Here is a 23,002-nt window from a genome sequence, read left to right on the forward strand (position 1 = left end):
TGAATCTGCATATTCAAGTGGTTTGGGTATAAAATAAGGTCTTATCATGAATAGAGTTTGGGTTACCGGTGATGCCGTTGTTGATTTAATTCCAGATGGTGAAAATAGTTATTTAAAATGTCCAGGCGGTGCTCCGGCTAATGTGGCGGCTGCTGTATCCCGCTTAGGCGGAGACAGTGCATTTTTCGGTCGTGTCGGTCAGGATCCGCTTGGCCGCTTTATGAAAAAAACGCTTAAGAATGAAGGTGTAAATACAGATTTTATGCTGCTTGATGAAGCGCAGCGTACTTCCACTGTCATTGTTGATTTAGACGATGCGGGTGAGCGCAGTTTCACCTTTATGGTAAAACCCAGTGCCGATCAGTTTATGCTGTCGACTGATATACCGGCTTTTTCAGCAGATCAGTGGCTGCATGTCTGTTCCATTGCGCTTGCTAATGAACCCAGCCGCAGCAGTACTTTTCAGGCAATGCGCCGGATAAAAGAAGCAGGCGGATTTATCAGCTTTGATCCGAACCTACGTGATGAAGTCTGGGCAGATCCTAGTGAAATAAAATCAGTAGTATTAAAAGCGGCTGCAATGGCTGATGTGCTTAAATTTTCAGATGATGAGTTATTGTTTTTAACTGAAACAAAAACCATAGAGGCAGGACTTGAGGCAGTCAAACACTACCGGAATACTCTTACTTTAATTACTCAGGGGGCAAAAGGCGCATTAGTCATTACCCAGGGTAAACAGGAGCTTATCACCGGTAAAACAGTAAAAGCAGTTGACACAACGGGTGCTGGAGATGCATTTGTCGGCGGCTTAATTAGTTATCTGGCACAAAACAGTTCATGGAGCAGCTCACAGCATATTCGTGATGCGGTAAAATGGGCCAACGGCTGCGGCGCTTTGGCCACGACTCAGAAAGGGGCTATGACCGCACTGCCTACAAGTGCTGAGCTTAGCCGCTATCTAAGCGATTAATAACAATTACCCAGAAGCCGGAAGCTAACCGCTGACGGCTCCTTTTCTTAGTTTGATTAAACGCTTCCCCTCCTATACTCCCCTCTATCTACATCATTGCTTTTAAACAAATCCACTGAAAATGTCATTGTACTGCTTTGTCAGATTTATTAATTACTGTGCTAACCGCGGATATTACCTGCAGCAGCTTCCGTTTTTAACAGAGAATTACAGGCAGGAAAAACTGTCCTTTAATAAAACAAAACATAACAGTGCTTTAATAAGAGAGAAGCAGAAACAGGAAAAATACAGCGGTATTTTACAAAGGTAAAACCAAAGGCGTAAAGAAGAACACTGCAGTCTTTTACAAAGGCTGCATTAGGGGGAAAAAGAAGGAGGCTCAAGAAAAGAGACGGCCGCAGCCGTCCAAATAAACAGCTTACTTACAGCGGTTCTGCATAGACTCAATGCTGTTTAGCAGCAGCAGCGTCACTATCGCCAGAGGAATATCCAGTACATTAGAAACCTGCGAGAGCATATTTAAATTCAATAATTCAGGCAGTGTCTGTGTTTCTGCCGATAACCTGAAAATAGACTGGCCTAACATATTCGATGTAAGCCACAGAGCCCACCATATGGGCACAACAATACTTACTTTATTAGAAGAGCAGTCCTGAGGGTTAGCACTGGCCTGCCAGAGCTCCTTCATTGCCTGGTACGGTTTCCATAGATTAAAAACAGGAATAAAAAAGTAAGCAATGGACCAGGCTGGCGTATAAGTCATATTCTCTGCGCCAAGCTGGCGGACATTATAATTGGCCCGATATATCCACTGAACAATTAACAGTGCAGAGCCAATAAAGACTATAAGAGAAAGGATACCTACCCCCTGCAGTATATTAATGGCAGTTTCACCAGCGGCAAAGGCCTGCTCCAGCGAAGTATAAAGCCCGTCCTGGAAAGCTGATAATAACTGATACTCGACAGTTCCGAATATAATCGCTAAAACAGCAGTCACTATCTGTGCATAAAGCACATATCTGATCCATATGGTCAGTTTTTGTGAATGTTTAAACTCATTTTTTACACTTAACAATTGCAGTTCTCCTTGCTAGTCTGCGTTTTTTTATTCTGATCTTCTTTATTTACTTTGCCTGGCTGCGCGTGCTCCTAATAATAGAGTTAAAGCGAATGCAGCAGTAAACGAAATCAGCATGCCGAAAATATAAGGCATCACATCTTCAGGGCGAATGGAGATAATGCCCGGCAGCCCGGCAGCACCTAAAGCTCCAGCCTTTACATTAAACAGGGTAATAAATGCGCTTGAGCATGCGGCTGCAGTAACGGCGGCAATAAACGGGTAGCGCAGTTTTAAGTTCACCCCGAACATTGCCGGCTCGGTAATCCCCAGCAGCGCTGTTACGCCTGACGGAATGGCAATACCTTTAGTTTTAATATCTTGACTGCTGAATCCGACCGCTAATGCCGCCCCGCCCTGAGCAATATTAGACATAGCTGCAATCGGGAAGATAAAGGTACCGCCGGTCACAGCAATATCAGCCAGCAGCTGTATTTCAATGGCGATAAAACTATGATGCATACCGGTAATAACAAAAGGCGCATAGATAAAACCAAACAGTGCGCCGCCGATAAAACCTGCAGAATCGTATAACCAGTTTAAACCGTCACCTAATAGAAAGCCGATATCACGAGTAAACGGCCCCACTATGGTAAAGGTAATCACACCTGTGATAAAAATAGCCAGCAGCGGGGTGAGCAGGTTATCTAATACGGAAGGAATAAATTTACGCAGGCCGTTTTCAACTTTAGCTAAGATAAATGCGGCAACTAATACCGGTAGAACGGAGCCCTGATAACCGACTTTTTGGATCTCAAACCCGAGTATATTCCACACAGGAATGGAGCCGGAAACACTGGCGCCGCCGAATCCCCAGCCGTTAAGCAGATCCGGATGTACCATCAACATGCCTAATGCAGCACCTAAGAAGGGGTTACCTCCGAATTTTTTACTGGCTGAAAATGCTAATAAGATAGGCAGATATACAAAAGGTGCATTAGCAAAAGTGTTAATCATAGCTGCCAGATCGGCTAGTCCCGGATTGGCATCAACCAGTGATTTTCCATCAATAAATAATCCCGGGGCTGCTAATACATTAAAAATCCCCATTAACAAGCCGCCGGCAACAATAGCGGGGATAATCGGTACAAAGATATCTGACAGACCTTTAACTGCCTGCTGTACGATATTCTGTTTTTCAGTTCCGGCAGAAGTCACATCTTTGGTGCTCATCTCTTCCAGACCGGTTTGTTTTGCCATCTGGGTATAAACCTGGTTAACAATACCTGAGCCGAAAATTATCTGATACTGGCCGGCTACTTTAAACTGGCCTTTAACACCTTCAAGATCTTCAATGGCTTTGTCGTTTATCAGTGACTCATCTTCCACAGCAAGGCGTAAACGGGTAGCACAATGAGCCAGTGCTTTAATATTATTTTTACCGCCAAGCATATCGATCAGCTGACTGGCGGTTTTGCCATAATTCATAACTTTCTCCGAATAAACAGTGCTGTTTGGTTAGTCAGCAATAAGTCAGACAGTTGTAGATATAACTTTAATATAAAAAGAAAAAATAAAACGCGGCGGCTCAGGGCCGCCGCAAAAAAGTATAACCAACACACTCAATGAGTATAAATATAACTAGGAATAATGCGCCGGATAAGGCGCAGTTCTGCGCTTAATTAGAACCATGTTTCCATCTGCATGCCTGCAATAAATTCACCACCGTCACCCATAGTGCTTGCACCGTCAGCAACACTTACGGAGTAGTTATTCAAGTCATCACTCCAGTCAATATAGGAAGCCGTTAGGCGAATTTCAGGACGCTCAAAGAAACCAGCAGCGGTATCTAACTTAAAGGTAGGAGCGATGGTCGCTTTGTAGTAACTACCGTCAGCCTTGTCTGTACCATTATCCAGATCCATATACTGGTATGAACCTTCGTAAACCATTTCAAAGTTTTTAGTCAGCTCCTGTGCCAGACGTACATTAACTGTAGCCCACATAAACTCATCACTATCAACAAATCGATCTTGACTATATTCAGCTAAAACAGCCGGTGCGATACGCCAGTTATCAGCAAAACGAGTTACACCGTAACTGAAGAAGCGCACTGCCTCTGCATCTTCATTAAGGCTTCCGTTTGAACCAATACCTTTCAGCTCCGCCCCTAATCCCTGACCAGCTAACACGCCCGTTTTAGAGAAACCGTCACTCATACCGTAGAAGCTGCCTGCATGATAAGCCAGCATTGCATGAAAACCCGTATCAGCGCTGCCTGCACTTCTTTCTTCATTATCAGCGGCAGTCATAGCACTCAACATCAACTGCCATGCCCCCATACGGTTATTCATGGTTGCAATATAATTTTCAACATCTGTATTTGAGCTGTCAATGACACCGAAATCACGTCCATAAACAGAGAAGTTAGCTTTCCAGTCTTCACCAAGCTGCACGTCATAAAGACCGATACCTGTACCGGAAAGGAAAACAATATCACTATCTAAAAAGTGGATGTCAAAATTATCACGGTCAAAACGCTTACCAGCCCAGATAGAAGCATTTTCAAATGCACCGCTGAATGAAGATAAATTACCGATTTCCGCATAAACCTGGCGCACATTTAATTGTGATTCAGAACCAGTCCATTCATTATTTGTTTCAACACTGTCTGCCAGCATGATGCGGTATTTTGACCATGAGCCGTCTTCTTTCTGACTCTTATGATCCAGCACTGTTTCAACATAGTTATCATCTTCTAATCCCAGACGGCCTACCGCCCCGCCTAGAGAACCGGCAGCAGTCATATACGGTCCGGTACCAGTCGCACCATTGAGGTTGTCATTCATTAACAAACCAGCACGTGCATATCCGTGAAATTCAAAAGCAGAAGTTTTGTTTAAGGCCTGATCAGCTGTTTTTTCTGATTTCTCCAGACGCTGTTCTAAATTAGCAATTCTCTGCTCTAACTCAGTGTTGCTTCCTTCCGCCCAGACGGCGCTAGAACAAGTAACAGCAACAGATACAGCGAGTGATAATAGACTTCTTTTCATGATAGATCTCCATTTCTTAGTTAATTTGCCGCCTTGGCAGCATCAAAGCACGCTTTTGGGAACGTTTGCAGAAAGGAGTTTTAAATAATTAAAGCGTATCATCAAGCAGATCATGGGTTAAATGTGATTAAGATCTTTGTTTTGTGTGATAAATGACCGATAAAGACGATCTTTTGACTATGAAATGTTTTATTTAGCCCTGAATATTTTGCAAACGATCCCAGAGGTATTTCTAAAATAACGCTAAAAAGTACCTGCTACATTAAGGTAGATGAAACGAAACGATTAACAGCTTATGCCTGTAATCAAAATAGCTAAGGCAGCGAATCCGCCCAAGGGTTCAGATCAATGTGTTCAATATGCGGGTGATAAATATCGCAAACCGCTTAAAAATCATAAGTTAATTGGGAGCATGAACAAAAAAGCTATTGTTGAGATAATGCGCCAGCAGCAGTGCTGAAAATATACGCCGACATAACTAGCCACCGTAACACCCTGTTATCAAAGACATTAACTTAATAGAAGATTATTAACTGTCTATTTTAGTTACAATTATGCCTTTATTTCTTACACTTTTTCTCCTCTATATGAGGCTTAACACATTGACTTCATTTGTTTTTCTAAGTAAATTCTAAAAAATACTTTATTAATAACCAAAGATAATATCAAACGGCTTTATAAACCCGGCAATGCTTACCATTCGTCCTAGTGCACCACCTCAATGAGCCCTGATTCAGGTAAGAATACTGTATGTTTATCAGCAGTTAATTTCGATTAAATGTAGTTAGAGTTATCAATGCCGTTTATTGCTAATAAACCAGATGCTGAATTTACTCGCAAATCAATCAATTACTCCACAGATACACTGTGGAAATAAGTCTGCGCTAAAAAGCAAAAAAATAGAAACAAGGAGAATTTGTGGAACAATTTCTAATAAATATCACTAGCTACCCCACTATCATTTACACCGTGTTACTGCTAATTGTTATTGTGTTTTGGTTACTCACTGTAATCGGCCTTTTTGATATGGATGTTTTAGAGCTGGATATCGATATTGACGTCTCAAATGTCGGCGGTGCCTTAGGCGTATTAGTAACATTAGGCTTAACCGGCGTCCCTATAACTCTGGTCATTAGTATTCTCATACTTTACGGCTGGACAATTACCTCAATACTTGTGTCCCTGACAAGCTTTATCAGCATTGAAAATAGTCTGTTTATGTTTATTTTCAACAGCATTGTACTGCTGCTGGCAGCTGCAGTTTCAATCCCCCTCAGCGCGTTTACAATCAGGCCGTTAAGAAAGTTATTTCGCTCGGCCAATCGAGGTCCAGTGCAGGAGTCTCTGACGGGTAAAACCTGTCGCGTGCGCAGTACTATAATTGACCACCAGTTTGGTGAAATTGAATGCCAAAAAGACGGGGCCAGTTTAATCCTCAATGCTCGAGCGAATAAAGGCTGCCGATACAAAACCGATCAACAAGTCGTTATCATCGACTATTCAGAAGAACAAAACACCTATTTTGTCGTTAGCGAAAAAGAATTTAATCAATAAATGGAGCTCAAACTTATGGATGTAAGCATCTTATACACTATTGGAACATTCGTGATCATTGCCGTCGCAGTCATTGTATTCCTGGCAATGACATTCAGTGCCTTTTATAAAAAAATAAGTCAGGGGCATGCAATGATTGTCAATGATATGTCCTCTAAACCAAAAGTACATTTTACCGGCGGCATGGTATTACCTGTTGTTCACAAAATGGAAATTATGAAAATTTCACTGATCACCCTTGAAATTGATCGACGTAGTAACGACGGTTTGATCTGTAAAGACAATTTACGTGCAGATATTACCGTTGCATTCTATTTACGCGTTAATGAAACCCGTGATGATGTTTTAAAAGTAGCAAAATCAATCGGTGTTGAGCGCGCATCAGATAAACAAGCTGTGAACGAACTGTTTAACGCTAAATTCTCTGAAGCATTAAAAACCGTAGGTAAGAAGATGAACTTTCTTGAGCTGTTTGAAAACCGCATTCAATTCCGTGAAGAGATCATTAAAGTGGTCGGCAGCGATCTGAATGGTTATGCTTTAGAAGATGTTGCCATTGACTACTTAGAGCAGACACCAAAAGCAAGCTTAGATGCAAATAACATTCTGGATGCAGAGGGGATCCGTAAAATTACCGAGATAACCGCAGTACAAAATATTGAAACCAATCGCCTGGAAAAAGATGAGTCCCTTTCCATCACTAAAAAGAACGTCGAAACCAGAGAGGCTATGCTGGCTTTAGAGCGTCAGCAGATTGATGCCGAATCAAAGCAGGAACGCGAAATTGAAACGGTTAAAGCACGCGAAGAAGCAGAAACCCAAAAAGTTCAGCAGGAAGAACGCGCAAGAGCAGAGCAGGCCAGATTAGAAACCGATGAGCAGATCGCTATTCGCGAACAGGTAAAATTACGCCAGGTTGAAGTTGCAGAGCAGAGCAGAGCCCGTGCTGTTGTTATCGAAAAAGAAAAAGTGATCCGCGCCCAGCAGATGGAGGTGGTTAATCGTGAGCGGGAAGTTGCGCTGTCTGAAATTGATAAAGACAAAGCGTTAGAAGAAGAACGTAAAGTTATTGCACAAACCATTAGTGAACGTATTGCAGTGGATCGCAAAGTGGCCGAAGAAGAGGAGCGAATCAAAGAAGTTCAAGAGGTTTCCGAAGCCGACCGGCTTAAGCAGATTACCATCTTAGAAGCTGAAGCAAAAGCACAGGAAGAGTTATTACATGTAGTAAAACAAGCGGAAGCTGAAGAACAAAAAGCGCAGCATAAAGCGCGTGAAATTAACTTAATGGCCCAGGCAAAATTAGAAGCGGCATCAAAAGAAGCAGAGGCGGTTAAGAAACTTGCGGAAGGTACACAGGCAGAAGAAGCAGCTCAAGGTTTAGCAGAAGCCAAAGTGTTAATTGCCAAAGCCGACGCAAACGAAAAAGACGGTTTAGCGCAGGCGCGGGTCCAGGAAGCACAAGCTAAAGCAAGTGAAACAGCAGGACTTGCACAAGCTAAAGTACTTGAAGAAAAACTGACTGCCGAAGCACGCGGTAACGAAGAACTAGGCAAAGCACAAGCAGTGGCGACAAAAGAGGTCGGCTTAAGCGAAGCTGAAATATTAAGAGAAAAAGGCAAAGCAGAAGCTGATGCATTAATTGATAAATTTGCCGCGATGAACAATATGAATAAGGAAAGTAAAGAATTTGAAGAGTTCCGCATGAACCTTGAAATTCAGTTCAAAGAAACCATCGCTAATATCGAAGCAAATAAAGAGATTTCCAGCGATCAGGCGAATGTTCTCGCGTCGGCACTCAAGCATGCCAATATCGACATTGTCGGTGGTCAAGGTGATTATTTTGACAAATTGTCTAAAGGACTAGGCGCAGGTAATGCACTTAATGGATTTTTAGAGAAGAGCCCTGTTATTCAAAGCCTGATGGAAAAGTTATTAGGCGGCTCAGCTAACGAAAAAGAGATTAATCAGCCAATAGCGGCTGATAATGTAGCTGACTCTGAAGTTTAATTTAACTATCACAAGTCAGCGGCTTTGCCCTGACTTGTCGAATAATGCAGTTTAGGAAATCATTGTGACCGATAAATCAACTATTGTAGAACAGGCAGTAGCGCAAGGCGGCGCCTATGAAATTATTCGTAAACGCCTTGAGGAGCAAGGCACTCAACTAGATAGTTTAACCCAAAAACTTAACCGGGACAGGCAGGAAGAGTTCGGCTCGACAGAAATGAAAGTGCTGGGCCGTGCCCGCATTCGTACTGAGCATAACTGCCAGGCCTCTGATTTAGTGATCGTTGGTGACCATGTTTTATTTGGTTACAATGTTTTTCTCGGCTTAAAAAAACAGACAGAGTTAAGCGATGTTCTTTCATTATTCAAGTTAGAACAAATTGATACTCAATATGAGTTAAAACCCGTTGAACTAGACAACTCTTTTTTAGCTGACCCGCGTTTTATCAGTGAATTTAACGAACTTTACGCCTATTACAAAGATGCAGTATTATCACAGCTGGTACTTCGAGATAACAAGCTGCTTGCCGCTTTTCAAATCGGTGAAAAACTCTCTGATATTCGAGTATTTCGCTGGCAGGTAAACGGCAGCGATATTGAATATATCGACAATCGCGGCGAGCGTGACTTACGCCTGCCCGATACCCATGACTTTAAATGGCGGCAGTGCACCCGGGAAGATGTTGTTGACGGACGCAATCCGCATATCAATATATTAGATACACTATTTATAGACAGTTTACGTGGTGATATCACGGTAAAAATCGAAAACAATACCAATGTAGGTCAAGGGATCTACAGTGAGCCTGTTGAAGAAAGCAATCAGTCAATCAATGATACTGAATTTTATTATGCAGATCTTGATCCGATCATTCTGCTTAAGATCAAACCTTACCAGGAAAAGAATTTCCGCTATCTCATCTTTAATAAAAATAACCAGCATATACAGCGTATTGATGCGATTGGTGATTCATGCCGGCAGCTCCCGGAAAATCACGGCATCATTTTTCCAGGCGGCTACTACCTGACCACTGGTGAATATAAAACCTTTGAAGATAATCTAGAAGGTCTGGTTTTCAAACGCTCCATGAAGTCGCCTAACGGCGAAGACGTGCTGTTTATTTTTTATCAGCCGCATACCAATGTAGTTGCGTTATACCCTTATAATTTAATTAATAAAACCCTGCAGAATCCCATGCTAGGTCACGGTTTTGGTTTCTTGGACGACGGCCGTATGATCATATTTTATGCCGAAAAAGAGCCAAGTCGTATTCATCCCGTGCAGATATGGCAGACCGCCTATTATTCTGATCTTTTTGCCAGCCGGCAGGTACAGTCATCCAGCTTCTTCGGCAAAATCGGCAATACAGATTTAGTACGTGGTATTTCCGAGCTCTACAGTATTTCCAAAAGCATTCAGCAGCAGGAGGTCTCAGCCAATCATTACAACGAGTTAAGTAAACACTGCTCAACTATCTTTGATGCCTATTACTGGCTGGACAGCAGTGAATTAGCTGAGATCAGCGCGCTGCTGCACACAGTGAAAGAGACCTCAGAATCGGTTATCGACGAGTATGAAAAAGTAGAAAGCATTCGTCAGCAGTCGGATCTGGCACTTGCTGAAGCAAAAAACAGACAAGCTGAAATATTACGCCAGATACAGCCTAACAGCTGGCATACTCCGCAAGATTTTGTAGATGGACTTAATAAAATATCTGCCCAGCAGGGCCACTTATTAACCATTCGAGAATACCGCTATATTGATGTTGCTTTGATTGATGAGCTTAACCAGCAGCTGGCTGAAACCAGTGACGATCTGAATACTGAAACGGTTAACTTCTTATCATCAGATGATGCACTGCAGACTTATTACAGCGATCTTGAGCAGATAACGACTAACAGCGCTCGAGCGCAGTCAACTGCAGAGTTAACACCGCAGATTGAAGCACTGAACAGCATATCGCAGGGGTTAGATTTAATCAGCCAGATTATGGCGAGTTTAAAGGTTTCTGATGCAGCGATGCAGACCCAAATCGTTGATGCTGTTTCCACTTTATACAGCAAAATTAACCAGCAGAAAGCACAGCTCAGCCACCAGCAGAAAAGCTTCGGCAGTCACGAAGCCCAGGCACAATTTTCGGCACGTTTAAAATTAATAAATCAAAGTATCCACAATGCGCTGAGCCTCTCAACAACGCCAGATAAGTGCGATGAGCAGTCGGCAAGACTGCTCATCCAGATTGAAGAGCTGGAAAGTGAATTCAGCGACTATGATGACTTTATCGGCGATATTATCAGCAAACGTGATGAGATATTTGACTCCTTTGAAAGCCATAAACAGTCATTAATCGAAGCCAGACAACGTAAAGCACAATCCTTAGAGGATGCAGGCAAACGAATACTCAAATCCATTACAAAACGTATTAACCGCTTTGATCAAGCCGATGAAATGAACGCATTTTTTGCGGCTGACAGTTTAGTTAACAAAATACGCGATATTATCTCGCAGTTAACCCGGCTTGATAATTCGGTAAAAGCCGAAGACTTAGACGCGAAGTTAAAAGCGATTAACGCACAGGCATTACGCTCGTTACGTGATAAGAGTGATCTCTTTGAAGACGGCGGTAATGTGATTAAACTCGGCCCTCGTCATAAGTTTTCGGTTAATAAACAAGCCTTAGATTTAAGCATCCTGCCCAAAGATGAACAGCTGTATGTGCGTTTATCGGGCACAGATTATATGCAGCCCCTGCATAACGAACCATTAGCGCAGTTAAAACCCTATTGGAATATTCACCTGCCTTCTGAGTCGGCGCAGTTATACCGCAGTGAATTTTTAGCCAATGCCATTCTCCAGGCGGCCGTCCAGCAGCAGGATAACTTAACCTGGCAGACACTTAAATCGGTAATGGCAAGTCAAAAGCAGCTCGCTGAACTGGTCAGCGAATTTGCCGGCACCCGCTTTAAGGAAGGTTATGAAAAAGGCATTCATGACTTTGATGCAGCCTTAATACTAGAGAAATTACTTCCCGCCTATGAATCGGCTGGTGTTTTTATCCACAGCCCTTTTGCCAGAGGTCTTGCGTGTATTTTCTGGGCCAATACACAAACAGAAAAACAGCAGGTTTTATGGTTACAGTCTTGTAAAAATGCAGCACAGATGCAGCAGGTATTCGGGCAGCTCACCGCCAAAGAAAATATTATCAGTGAAATTACCCGCTCTTTAACGGCTTTTTTACAGCTGCATCAGCTGCATATTGATCCGCAAACCATCAGTCGTGCCGCTGAATATTTAAGTGAAGAGCTGGCTAATGAACAGCTAAGCTTCGCCACCAGTAAATACGCACGCAGATTATGTGATGAGTTTAAAACCCATTTAAGCAGCCGCAATGTCTGGCAGGACTACCAGCAGTTACTAAATGAGCTGCAGGGACAGACGGGCAGACGCTGGCAGCTGACCGAGAGCTGGCTTGCAGCCTATGTTGAGTCACAGGACAAAAGCGGTTTAGTCGATTTTATCGGAGAAGCTATTGGTATTCTCAATGCAGAACAACGCATTGACAGAAACGATCGTGAGGTCGATATTCAGTTTACCGTCACCGGTTTATTAGGTACGCACAGCAGCATTCAGCAGCAGAGTCTGAGCATACAGCTGCCCGATTTCCTAGACCGTAATAGTTATTTCAACCAGCAGGTATTACCCAACTATCTGGATTATTTAACCCTTCGTCAGCAGGTCATGGATGAGCAGAGGGAATTATTACGTCTTCACGAGTTTAAAGCGAAACCACTCTCTTCTTTTGTGCGAAACCGCTTAATTTCAGATGCTTATCTGCCTATTATTGGCGATAATCTTGCTAAACAGATAGGCACGGCAGGCAGTAAAAAACGTACCGATCTGATGGGGCTGTTATTAATGATCTCCCCGCCTGGTTACGGTAAAACCACATTAATGGAATACGTGGCCGATCGTCTTGGTCTGATTTTCATGAAAATTAACTGCCCTGTTATCGGTCATACGGTGACTTCTGTGGATCCGGCCGGCGCAGAAGACAGTGCAGCTAGACAAGAGTTAGAGAAGCTTAATCTTGCCTTAGAGATGGGCAGTAACGTCATGCTTTACCTCGATGATATTCAGCACACCAATTCCGAATTTCTACAGAAATTTATTTCCCTTTGTGATGGAACTCGAAAAATAGAGGGGGTATGGCAGGGCAAAACCAAAACCTATGATATGCGCGGCAAAAAGTTCTGTGTGGTCATGGCGGGTAACCCTTACACAGAAACGGGCGAAACTTTCCAAATTCCAGATATGCTTGCCAACCGTGCCGATATTTATAATCTAGGTGACGTGCTCAGCGGTAAAGAGGAGGTGTTTAATTTAAGCTATATAGAAAACGCATTAACCTCCAACGCCGTATTAGCACCATTAGCCACCCGCGATATGCAGGATGTTTATAAATTTGTCGATATGGCCAAGGGTAAAGAGGTTGCCGGCACCGACTTCAGCCATCAATACAGTGGTGCTGAAATTAAAGAAATTGTGACTGTTTTACAAAAACTGCAGCGTATACAAACGGTGGTTGCTTTAGTTAACCGACAGTATATAAGCTCAAGTGCACAAGATACAAAATACCGCACAGAGCCGCCGTTTAAGCTGCAGGGATCCTATCGTAATATGAATAAAATGGCTGAAAAAGTGTCCTCCATCATGACCGATGCGGAATTAAACGATTTGATAGATGACCACTACCAGGGTGAATCACAATTGTTAACCAGCGGTACTGAAGCCAATTTACTCAAATTAGCTGAGCTGCGTGAGCAGTTAAGCGAAGAGCAGCGAGTGCGCTGGGCATCGATAAAAGCTGATTTTAAGCGTAATGTTGCCATGGGCGGGGATGACACTGACAGCGGTCAAAAAATTGTCGGGCAGTTAAACGATATCGTCACCGCCATCAACAGCCAGCGTGACAGCCAAATGGCGCTTCAGAAACAAAACAGCAGTAACGATACCTTTGCTGAAATAGAACAATTGATAACCCGTCTTGGTGAAGTGTTAAATAAAGATCTCTCTAAGAGCCTGGATGCCAATCAAAACCGCCTGGTTAAAGTACTGACCGGCACGTTTGACCCGCTGGCACAGTTAATTACTGGAAAAACAGATTATGACCAGGGTATCTGTAAAAGTATCGAGGAGATAAACCAGAAACTCGAGCAGCTTGTGAGGGGGACTTAAGATGGCAGTGATTAATATTACAAGAGAGCATAAGCTTACCTTAACCGAACTCAAGCAGAAAATTAATGCTATAGCGATTGAGTTAGAACAGCAGTATCAACTGCAAAGCGAATGGGAAGAAAACTGCCTTTTCTTTCGCCGCAAAGGAGCCAGCGGCAGTATTGAAATTGATGAGCAGCAGTTAGAATTAAATCTAACCCTTGGCTCATTATTCAAAATAGCGAAAAGTAAAATAGAGGAAGAGATAAAAACAATGCTGGATAAGCAGTTACCTAGAAGCTGTTAATCTTTGAATAGTGCTTTTTAAAAACACGATAAAAACTAAAAAACAGCACTCCTATACAAAACAGGAGTGCTGTTAATCAGTATTGATAGCGACCAGTCTGATTTATACGGGTTCCCTGTATTGAGCTTTATAGAAAATAGCATATAAAACAGGAATAATTATCAGAGTCAGAATCGTTGCAAAGCCGAGTCCGGCCATAATAGTGATCGCCATATTGACAAAGAACACATCCACTAACAGCGGTATTAATCCTAATATTGTCGTTGATGCGGCCATTAATACCGGACGCATTCTGGCAACTGATGATTCAATAACTGCCGCAAACAGCTCTTTGCCCTGCTCTTTCTGCAGATCGATCTCCTCGATCAGGACAATGGCATTTTTAATCAGTAAACCAACCAGACTCAGTGCGCCTAATAACGCCATAAAATCAAAGGCGCCGCCGGTCATCAGCAGGCCGGCAGTAATACCGATAACCGCCATAGGCACAACCAGCCAGATAATCAACGGCTGACGTATTCTGCCGAATAATAAAAGGGTGGTAATAATCATCAGCAGAAAAGCCCCCGGCAGCGCGGCAAACAGAGGTTCAGAAGCATTAACACCGTCTTCATACTCTCCCCCCCATTCAAGCATATAACCCGACGGCAGCTGTATTGCTTCAATCTGCGGTCTTAACCTGTTAAACAATGGTGAAGCCAGCGCCTGTTTAGGGTTGCATGAGGCTATAATGGTATGCGCACGATTACGGTTGCGTATAATATTATTTTCCCATACGGTTTCAAAATGACTGACCACCTGGCCCATTGGAATTGAACGGTTAAGCACCTGGCTGAACACCTGTATATCACTCAATTTAGCAACATCTTCCCGCTCATCAAGCGGAGCACGCAGAACAATATCTAATAAACGATTACCGTCTCTAAAAGTACCTACACTGCTGCCTACTGAAGAACGCTGCAGTGCTTCGGTGAGATCTTTGCGGCTGATACCCAGCTGGCGCGCAACCTGCTCATTAAATATCGGACGAATAACTTTAACCGGCTGGCGCCAGTCATCACGAATATCTCGAGCATCACTGTCCTTAAACATAATCTCCTGAGCCTGTTCAGAAAGCTGACGCAGTATTTTCTGATCCGGTCCGGAAAACCGCGCTTCAATTTTTGCATCTCGTCCCGGGCCGATACGCAGGTTTTTGACCTTAGGCTCGGTATCGGGCAGTTCAATACGCATAAACTCGCTTACTTTTTCCTGAAGAGCTGCAATCTGCTCTCTGTTCTCTGTTTTCACAATAATCTGCGCATAGGAACTGGTCGCTGACTCAGGCCCGTAAACCAGCGTAAAGCGTGTTGCGCCGCCGCCGACAACCGTGGTGGTTGAAACAACTCCCGGCTGCGCTAATAAAAACTGCTCAACTTTAAGTGCATCATCTCGGGTATCGCGGATATCCGTGCCTTCCACTTCCCATAGATCAACAAAAAACATCGGTGTATTGGAGTCGGGGAAAAATCCCTGCTTGATATAACCGAAACCAACCACAGAAGATACAAAAAGAGTGACAACCAGCGTCACAGTTATCCAGCGAAAGCGCAGTGCGGTTAACAATAGTTTTTTATACCCCTGAAACAGCGCACCTGCATAGGGATCTTTAGGCTCTTCTCCCTGCGGTTTTTTATCGCCTTTAATAAACATGGCGCACAACAGAGGTGTGGTAGTAATTGCGGTAAACCAGGAAAGACTAAGGGATATTAATATGACCCAGAACAGACTGCCGGCAAACTCGCCGACACTGCTGATTGAAAAACCAATACCGGAAAAAGCCAGAATACCGATAACAGTACCGCCCAGCAGCGGCCAGATGGTCTGATCAACGGTTTCCCCGGCGGCTGCCGAAGCATCCATCCCTCCTTTAATGCGCACCAGCATACCTTCCGCGACAACAATGGCATTATCCACCAGCATGCCTAAAGCAATAATTAATGCCCCGAGAGAGATACGCTGCAGCTCCATACCGGCCATCTGCATGATCCAGATAGTACCGGCTACCGTTATCAACAGTACCGCACCAATAATTAAACCGACACGAACGCCCATAAAAAACAGCAACACAACCACCACTATCAGCAGCGCCTGAACAACACTAATGATAAAACCTTTAACTGAGTTATCAACTTCATGGGGCTGATCATAAACGGCCTCAATCTGCATACCCACCGGGGTTATCGGCAGTAATTCTGCAAATCGTTTGTTTAAACGTTCTCCCACCGCAACCACATTTACACCTGACTGCATTGAAATGCCTAGAGTAAGAGCGGGTTTGCCGCTGCGGTAATAAAGCATATTAGGCTCATCAATATAGCGGCGTTCAATCGCGGCAATATCTTTCAAGCGGACCAGCTGCTTACCTTCACCGGCAATCAGCACATCACCAATTGCCGATACTGATTTCAATTCTCCGGTCGGATGAATACGAATATAGTCACTTTCCACGCGAATTTTACCTGCCGGACTGGCAACATTCTGCGACTGCAGCACAGAGGCTATCTGATCCGGGTTAATACCCAGCTCTGCTAATTTACTGCGGGAAAGAAAGATATTAACCTGCTCTTTCTGTTCTCCGCCGATAACAATTTTTCGTACTCCATCCACCAGTACCAGCTGTTTTTTCAGTATGTCAGCAAAATCTTTGAGATCCCGGTAACTGTAACCATCTCCTGAAAGGGTCAAAAATAACCCGTAAACATCAGCAAAATCATCATAAATAATGGGTGTCATAGCCCCGGGAGGCAGTTTATTTTCCATATCAGTTATTTTACGACGAACTTCGTCATAAATAGCCGGCATAGAATCAAGTTTATATTTATCCTGAAACTCTATAGTTACTTCTGAATAACCAGGGCGGTTAACCGTCATTTTCAACTGCTTTAACTGCTCCATCTGCTGCAGAGCATCTTCAACATGAAAGGTAACTTCAGATTCCACCTCTTCAGCTGTGGCCCCGGGATAAAGCGTGATAACTTTCGCTTCTTTAATGGTAAAAGCAGGATCTTCCAGCTTACCGATTTTATCATAGGCGCTGAATCCGCCTCCAAGCAGGATGATAACCACCAGCCAGGTAACAACTTTGTTAGCTATTGAGTATTGTGCGATATTCATTAAATTAGCCTCCGTGAGTAAGTGCCGTCAGTTCAGTTATGGCGCAGTGGCCGGATCGGCCTGCTCAACTTCGGGTAATACAGTCACTTTCTGGCCCTCTCGTAAAAATGCTATACCAGCAGTAACAACACGCTCTCCAATATTAATACCTTCAATCACTTTTATTTTAGAGCCTGTCATATCGGCTACTTTTACTGTTCTGGCTTGTACAGTACTGCTTTCAGGATCAACAACAAAGACCGTCGGCGACAGATCTGCAGCCCCTTTAACTGCGCTCAGTGGTAATAAAAAAACACTGCCGGCCTGTGAAGATTTTTTTCCTATCTGCACAACCACACTGGTAGTCATACCGGGCAATAAACTCAACTCATCCGGCTGAGGCATAACAAAGGTTATTTCAAAGGTCTGAGTCTGCGGATCAGCAGTTTTTGCAATTTCTTTTAAGGAAAGCGGGAAATTCGTAGAGCTTGAATTGGGAAAAGTAGCAAAAACTTTAAAATCAGCTGTCGCTTCATCAGTCATTCTAACCAGGTGTTCCGGCACATGTATTTTGACCTCAAGCTGCGAAATATCATTTAAGTTGAATATTTCCTGCTTAGCCTGAATCTCTTCATGGTTCTGTACATAACGTTTACCGATCACACCGGAAAATGACGCCTTTAATTTGGTGTACTTAAGATCGTTTTTTGCTTGATTAAGAAGTGACTTAGCAGAAGCATAATCGGCTTTCATTTTGTCATACTGCGTTTTGGAAATAAAACCGTCTTTAACTAGTTCAGTGCCTCGAGTAAAATCGGCTTTTGTACGATCAAAGGTCGCTTTTTTATCATTTAATGCCACCTGAAAATCAGTCGGATCCAGCTCAGCAAGCACATCGCCTTTTTCTACTATATCCCCCTCTTTAACGTGAATTTTATATAACTTACCCGGCACCCTGAATGAAACCTGTGCATGCTGTACAGCGCCGATCACCCCCGGAAAATTTCGATCCCCTAAATACTGACTGTCCATAATTACAAAGGTTTTAACAGGCCTGATATCAGGCACCTCAACCGTTTTTTCTTTTTTACCGCACCCCCCAAGCCCTGTAAAAACGAATATAATCAGCAGCAGTTTAAAATATGAATGTCTCATCGAATTCCCTTATCAAAAAAGTCATAATCTTCAAGTGAGAATAGGTTATGCAACTGATAAAACAAATATTTAGGTCAAATAATGATGTATACGCATCACATATATACCTTTTAAACAAAACTAGTAAAAACAGGCAGAAACTCAAAAATCATTTCCGCAAATTTTGATATAGAGATGCTTCAGAACAAATTTTATAAACTTGAGGGGAAATATATATAGAGAGCTGAAGGGTCTAAATCAGCACTCCTGTAAGGGAACAAGAGTGCGGCTGTTTGATGGTATTAGTGCAGTCTAAAAACATTTAAGCGTAATAAAGCCTGCTCTATCACAGGTGCGGCTGCTTTTTCCTGAATTTCTTTCACTTCATAATTATTAAATAACTCACCCAGAAAAGCACATAAATAGGTTAACGGCGCGTTAACAAACAGTTTTGGATTAGCAAAAAAATCACACCCGCATCTCTGCATCCATACAGAATTATCGTGTTCTTTCATAAAGTTAGAATCAACAACAGTTTTTTTCATCTGAGTTAATAGAGTAGTGTAGTCAAAATTCAGGGTATTAAACTCATGGCTGAATAGTGCAACAGAATTAATTGCCTGCTGCTGAGGCAGGATAGCAAGAGTATGGATGGTATGAATATTATGAAGAGTATGCATGTTCAATTCTCCTTATTGTTTAAAACGATATAATTAACGCTCACATAATATGGGAATCTCAGCGGCTGAAACTGCATTCGGCAGCTGAGTGAAATTTGACCTATATTGTGCACAAATTCGCACCAATTTAATAGCAAAAAAGTGTAAAGACAGAAACTATTTTTACACTTATTTGATATATAACCGTTCTAAAAAACTGAACTACTGCTTAGGATTACAACAGATCCATAGTGATCTCGTCAAAAGGGTAAACCATACCGCCGAACTCTTTACTGAAAGCGAGTGCATCATCCTGTCTGCTGAAACTTGCTAATGTTTTCCCCATAGCCCCTTTTTTACTTGAGCCCACCACAAACCATGCTTTACGTGCATCGATAAAATACTCGTCATTAAGCTTATTCCATGGCGTTTTACTCATATCATGGACAAAAATATGCTGCGCCTGACGTTTATTTTCCGGCTGCAGAAGATAACTGAACATATCTCGGGTTGAACAGAATTTAGCCGCCTGCTCGGAACCTTTCTCAAAAATTTCACCTTTAGGACCGGGGTAGTTAGTAATGATCATACCGCAGAGATGGCATTCATCGCTGTTCTCAATAGCGGCGGCCTGCTTTACCATCTGCTGCTGCGTATCAGCTTCACTGCAGCCGAGTAATAGTGATAAAAAAGTGAATATAAAAACAGTTTTACACAAAGCAAATTTTTTCATTTTAAGTCCTTTATTATTAGATGGTTGAAATTTATTAAATTGTTTTTCTACTAAAAATAGTCATTGCGGCAAGCAGAGGTGCAATGACCCAGGCGAGCATCACCAGCAGTAAACTCACAGCTGAATGACTGCTGTTAACCGCAACGGCTAATACACCGTTAACATCTCCAGTATCTAAAGCGGCCAGGTTAATCAAGCGAAACAGATCCGCCGGATTGAACATCATGAGCTGCACTAAGCCCTGCTGGCTTACGCCGTTTTCAATACCTATTAATAACGCCAGCAGCACCAGATCAAATACCAGGATAAAGAACAGCCAGACTATTAACGATAAACCGGCCGCTTTGGATTTCTCGGAAACCGATAAACTAATAACAAAAGCAAAACCGACAAAAGTAAGCCCAAGCAGTATCGAAGTTAAGATAAACAGAGAAAATGCAGGTAATACGGCGGCAAAACTTGAATTAAAACCCAGCAGTAATGCTGCACTGCCGAAACCAAGCACCGTTGCCAGGGTGATGATACTGCCCATGCCTAAGAACTTTCCTAACAGCAGCTGCCCATGGCTGATTGGATAAGTTAATAATAACAGTAAGGTGCCGGACTCCTGCTCGCCGACAAAACTGTCATAACAAAGCAGCAGCGCAATTAATGGAATAATAAAGACCGACAGACTGGATAAGCTGGCAATCGTAGTTGACAGCGAAGGCGCAGTAATCTGCCCAGATGCAGCCGAGCCGTAATAACTCAAACCGATCGACAACACAGAAAAAATTAAAGTAATGGAGATAAACCAGCGGTTCCTAAGGCCGTCTTGAAACTCTTTTAATGCCACTGCCAGAATAGGATTCATAGTTTACTCCCCTGCTCTATCGAGCTCTTATTATCTGCAAGATAATGCTGATAGATATGCTCCAGACTGGCAGCTTCGACCTGAATATCGCTGATATTTTCAAATTCCATTAACTGACGGATAATCTGCACCTTCTGTGATTCAGGCACCAGCAGATGATTATGGGCCACCATAAAACCAGCTAACTGTTCATTGTTTTTAAGTGCACCGTTAATGCCCTGGGTTTTAATCGAAACCGGCAGCCGGGCGGCATCACGCAAAGCCGATAACGTACCTATGGCGGCAGATTTTCCAGCTGATAAAATCATTGCCCGGTCAATATGCTGCTCAACCCCGGGCAGTACATGCGAGCAGAGAATAATACTTGCGCCGCTGCTTTTAAGCTGATCAACGCTGCTGTAAAACTCCTGTGTGGCACTCGGATCCAGACCGACGGTCGGTTCATCAAGCAGCAGCAGTTTCGGATCACCTAAAAATGCCTGTGCTAAACCTAAACGCTGTCTCATTCCTTTTGAATAGGTTTTAACGGCGCGATCTTTAGCATCAGCAAGCCCCACTTTTTCTAATAACTCCACAATCTGATTTTTTGGTGCTGATTTTAAACGAGCAAAATAGGTCAGCACTTCAGTTCCGCTAAGCTGATCATAAAAACTTACATTTTCCGGTAAATAACCTATTTTTTTACGGCTCGCCCAGGCCTGTTTATCTAAAGGATCCAGACCAAATACCGATACATTTCCAGCAGATACTTTAATAATGCCTAAAATCAGTTTCATCATGGTTGTTTTACCAGCACCGTTATGACCAAACAGCCCGAGCACTTCTCCGGCCTCAAGGCGCAGATCAATGTTCTGTAACGCTTTAATCTTCTGATAATGCTTATTTACCTGCTCTAATAATACAATCGTCTCACTCATAAATTTATTATCCTGTAATCACTGCAGAAGTCAGCGGCGGCACCTGAGAGTCGGGTTGAGACATCAGCGGAAAACTGTCTTTTACCCCGGATGGTTTTAAAATAGGAAACTGTTTCTGTATCCAGCGAAGCATCAGTACCGAGGGGCTGTCGAGCAGTACTTTCGCTTCAGGATATACCCAGATAAGCTTATCAATACCGTCATTGGGCTCAAAAGGTGTATCGCCGGTACCGCTGTTATCTAAATCCCAGCCGAGATAGTTACTCCAGAAGTTGCCCATACCGTCCTGGCTCCATTCCTGCTCTCTGTTGGAGACATATTTAACCTGCACCGGATTATTTATAAAACTATTGGCGAATATTCTGCCTTTTTCAGAGCCGGCAGTTAAATGGATACCAATTTCAGCCGTATTGATAACGTTATAACTAATTGTATTGTATCCGGAGTTGTAAACAAAAAAGCCCTTGCCCTCGCGTCCTACGACTTTGTTTTCCGGACGAGTCCATACATCTTGAATATGGTTATAGCTGATGTCTGAATAAGTAATAAAGTTCATCAGCATGCCGTAATCTTCACTATTGACAGTTTTATTCCCCAAAACAGTCAGATACTTAGAGCTCATTAAGGCGTAGCCAGCACGCGTATTATAAGCCTGATTATTTAATACTTTATTATGGTGAGAATACATATAATGCACACCATAACGAAGATCGTGCATAGTATTGCCGCGCAGTTCACTGTCCTGACTGGAGATAATATATAAACCGTCACGCGTAAAACTCACCTCATTGCCGACCACCAGCGCATTTGTTACCACGGACAGCTGAATACCGTTACCCCGGTCAGCAGAGCGCAGCGCCGGATTCCCCTTAATACGGTTATCTGTAATTAAAACTTGATCTGCTCTTTGTACCCAGACGGCAAATCCGTCACCTTTTAAGCTGTTATTTTTAATACTGATGTTCTGTGATTTTTTATCCGAATAGATACCGGAATTCTGCTCGGTTAAATCACTTCCCCAGTTAATGATATTAAGATTTTCTATGCTGATATTTGAATTTAATAATGTAATAGCATGACCTTTTCCTGAGCCGTTAATGACCGGATTATCTTTGCCGCGAAGGGTAATACTACGGTGAATAATAAAGTTACCACTGTATTCTCCTGCATTTAAAATAACGGTATCACCGTCTGATGCCGAGTCTAATGTTAACTGCAGATCATCACCGTTATTCACCTGCAGCACAGCGGCGGAGACAAAGCAGTGGAACAGACTTAATATCGCAGTCAGTAAAGCTGTTTTTATATTCAAATGATTATTTATCCTGAATAAGGCGGATTCTCAGTACTGCTCAGCATAACAAAGAACCCGGTTTAGAAATCTTAATGAAGTGAGCAGCGGCTC

Annotated in this window: 15 protein-coding genes; 5 read left to right on the forward strand and 10 right to left on the reverse strand. The window is 42.9% G+C overall.

What is annotated here, in order from left to right; all coding sequences use genetic code 11:
* Positions 1-46 precede the first annotated feature (46 nt).
* Positions 47-970, forward strand: a complete 924-nt coding sequence (locus G337_RS0123330; RefSeq protein ID WP_028865986.1) for an aminoimidazole riboside kinase — start codon at positions 47-49, stop codon at positions 968-970.
* 418 nt (positions 971-1,388) lie between these two features.
* On the opposite strand, the gene G337_RS0123340 is transcribed toward G337_RS0123330, so the two are convergent.
* From G337_RS0123340 to G337_RS0123350, 3 genes are all read right to left on the reverse strand, one after another.
* On the reverse strand, positions 1,389-2,045 hold the full coding sequence (locus G337_RS0123340) for a DUF4328 domain-containing protein (RefSeq protein ID WP_028865988.1): 657 nt from the start codon (positions 2,043-2,045) through the stop codon (positions 1,389-1,391).
* A gap of 45 nt (positions 2,046-2,090) precedes the next feature.
* Positions 2,091-3,515: a sucrose-specific PTS transporter subunit IIBC gene (locus G337_RS0123345; RefSeq protein ID WP_028865989.1), complete on the reverse strand. Its 1,425-nt coding sequence runs from the start codon at positions 3,513-3,515 to the stop codon at positions 2,091-2,093.
* Between the two features lie 194 nt (positions 3,516-3,709).
* Positions 3,710-5,080, reverse strand: a complete 1,371-nt coding sequence (locus tag G337_RS0123350; protein WP_028865990.1) for a carbohydrate porin — start codon at positions 5,078-5,080, stop codon at positions 3,710-3,712.
* A 918-nt stretch (positions 5,081-5,998) separates the two neighbouring features.
* Here G337_RS0123350 and G337_RS0123360 point away from each other — a divergent pair.
* The 4 genes from G337_RS0123360 (at position 5,999) to G337_RS0123375 (ending at position 14,166) form a co-directional block, all read left to right on the forward strand.
* Complete coding sequence (locus G337_RS0123360; RefSeq protein WP_028865991.1) at positions 5,999-6,634, forward strand: hypothetical protein; 636 nt, start codon at positions 5,999-6,001, stop codon at positions 6,632-6,634.
* A gap of 15 nt (positions 6,635-6,649) precedes the next feature.
* Positions 6,650-8,644, forward strand: coding sequence for a flotillin family protein (locus G337_RS0123365; protein WP_028865992.1), 1,995 nt, complete (start codon positions 6,650-6,652; stop codon positions 8,642-8,644).
* Positions 8,645-8,708: 64 nt separating this feature from the next.
* Positions 8,709-13,880, forward strand: a complete 5,172-nt coding sequence (locus tag G337_RS0123370) for a DNA repair ATPase (RefSeq protein ID WP_028865993.1) — start codon at positions 8,709-8,711, stop codon at positions 13,878-13,880.
* A 1-nt stretch (position 13,881) separates the two neighbouring features.
* The gene (locus tag G337_RS0123375; protein ID WP_028865994.1) at positions 13,882-14,166 is read left to right on the forward strand and encodes a polyhydroxyalkanoic acid system family protein; all 285 of its coding nucleotides are present in this window, start codon (positions 13,882-13,884) and stop codon (positions 14,164-14,166) included.
* Positions 14,167-14,268: 102 nt separating this feature from the next.
* On the opposite strand, the gene G337_RS0123380 is transcribed toward G337_RS0123375, so the two are convergent.
* The 7 genes from G337_RS0123380 to G337_RS0123410 all read right to left on the reverse strand — a co-directional run bounded on the left by G337_RS0123380 (position 14,269) and on the right by G337_RS0123410 (position 22,909).
* Positions 14,269-17,322: an efflux RND transporter permease subunit gene (locus G337_RS0123380; protein WP_028865995.1), complete on the reverse strand. Its 3,054-nt coding sequence runs from the start codon at positions 17,320-17,322 to the stop codon at positions 14,269-14,271.
* 36 nt (positions 17,323-17,358) lie between these two features.
* Positions 17,359-18,456 (reverse strand): efflux RND transporter periplasmic adaptor subunit, encoded by a 1,098-nt coding sequence (locus G337_RS27245; RefSeq protein ID WP_051303567.1) that lies wholly within the window; start codon positions 18,454-18,456, stop codon positions 17,359-17,361.
* Between the two features lie 281 nt (positions 18,457-18,737).
* The gene (locus G337_RS0123390) at positions 18,738-19,115 is read right to left on the reverse strand and encodes a hypothetical protein (protein WP_028865996.1); all 378 of its coding nucleotides are present in this window, start codon (positions 19,113-19,115) and stop codon (positions 18,738-18,740) included.
* Between the two features lie 214 nt (positions 19,116-19,329).
* A complete protein-coding gene (locus G337_RS0123395; RefSeq protein WP_051303569.1) occupies positions 19,330-19,827 on the reverse strand; it encodes a nitrous oxide reductase accessory protein NosL in 498 nt (165 codons plus the stop codon).
* A gap of 34 nt (positions 19,828-19,861) precedes the next feature.
* Positions 19,862-20,680 (reverse strand): ABC transporter permease, encoded by an 819-nt coding sequence (locus G337_RS0123400; RefSeq protein WP_028865998.1) that lies wholly within the window; start codon positions 20,678-20,680, stop codon positions 19,862-19,864.
* On the reverse strand, positions 20,677-21,597 hold the full coding sequence (locus G337_RS0123405) for an ABC transporter ATP-binding protein (RefSeq protein ID WP_028865999.1): 921 nt from the start codon (positions 21,595-21,597) through the stop codon (positions 20,677-20,679). Before G337_RS0123405 ends, G337_RS0123400 begins: the two co-directional genes overlap by 4 nt.
* Before the next feature lie 7 nt (positions 21,598-21,604).
* A complete protein-coding gene (locus G337_RS0123410; protein ID WP_028866000.1) occupies positions 21,605-22,909 on the reverse strand; it encodes a nitrous oxide reductase family maturation protein NosD in 1,305 nt (434 codons plus the stop codon).
* Between the last annotated feature and the right edge of the window lie 93 nt (positions 22,910-23,002).

This window comes from Psychromonas aquimarina ATCC BAA-1526, from assembly GCF_000428725.1.
GTDB lineage: Bacteria > Pseudomonadota > Gammaproteobacteria > Enterobacterales > Psychromonadaceae > Psychromonas > Psychromonas aquimarina.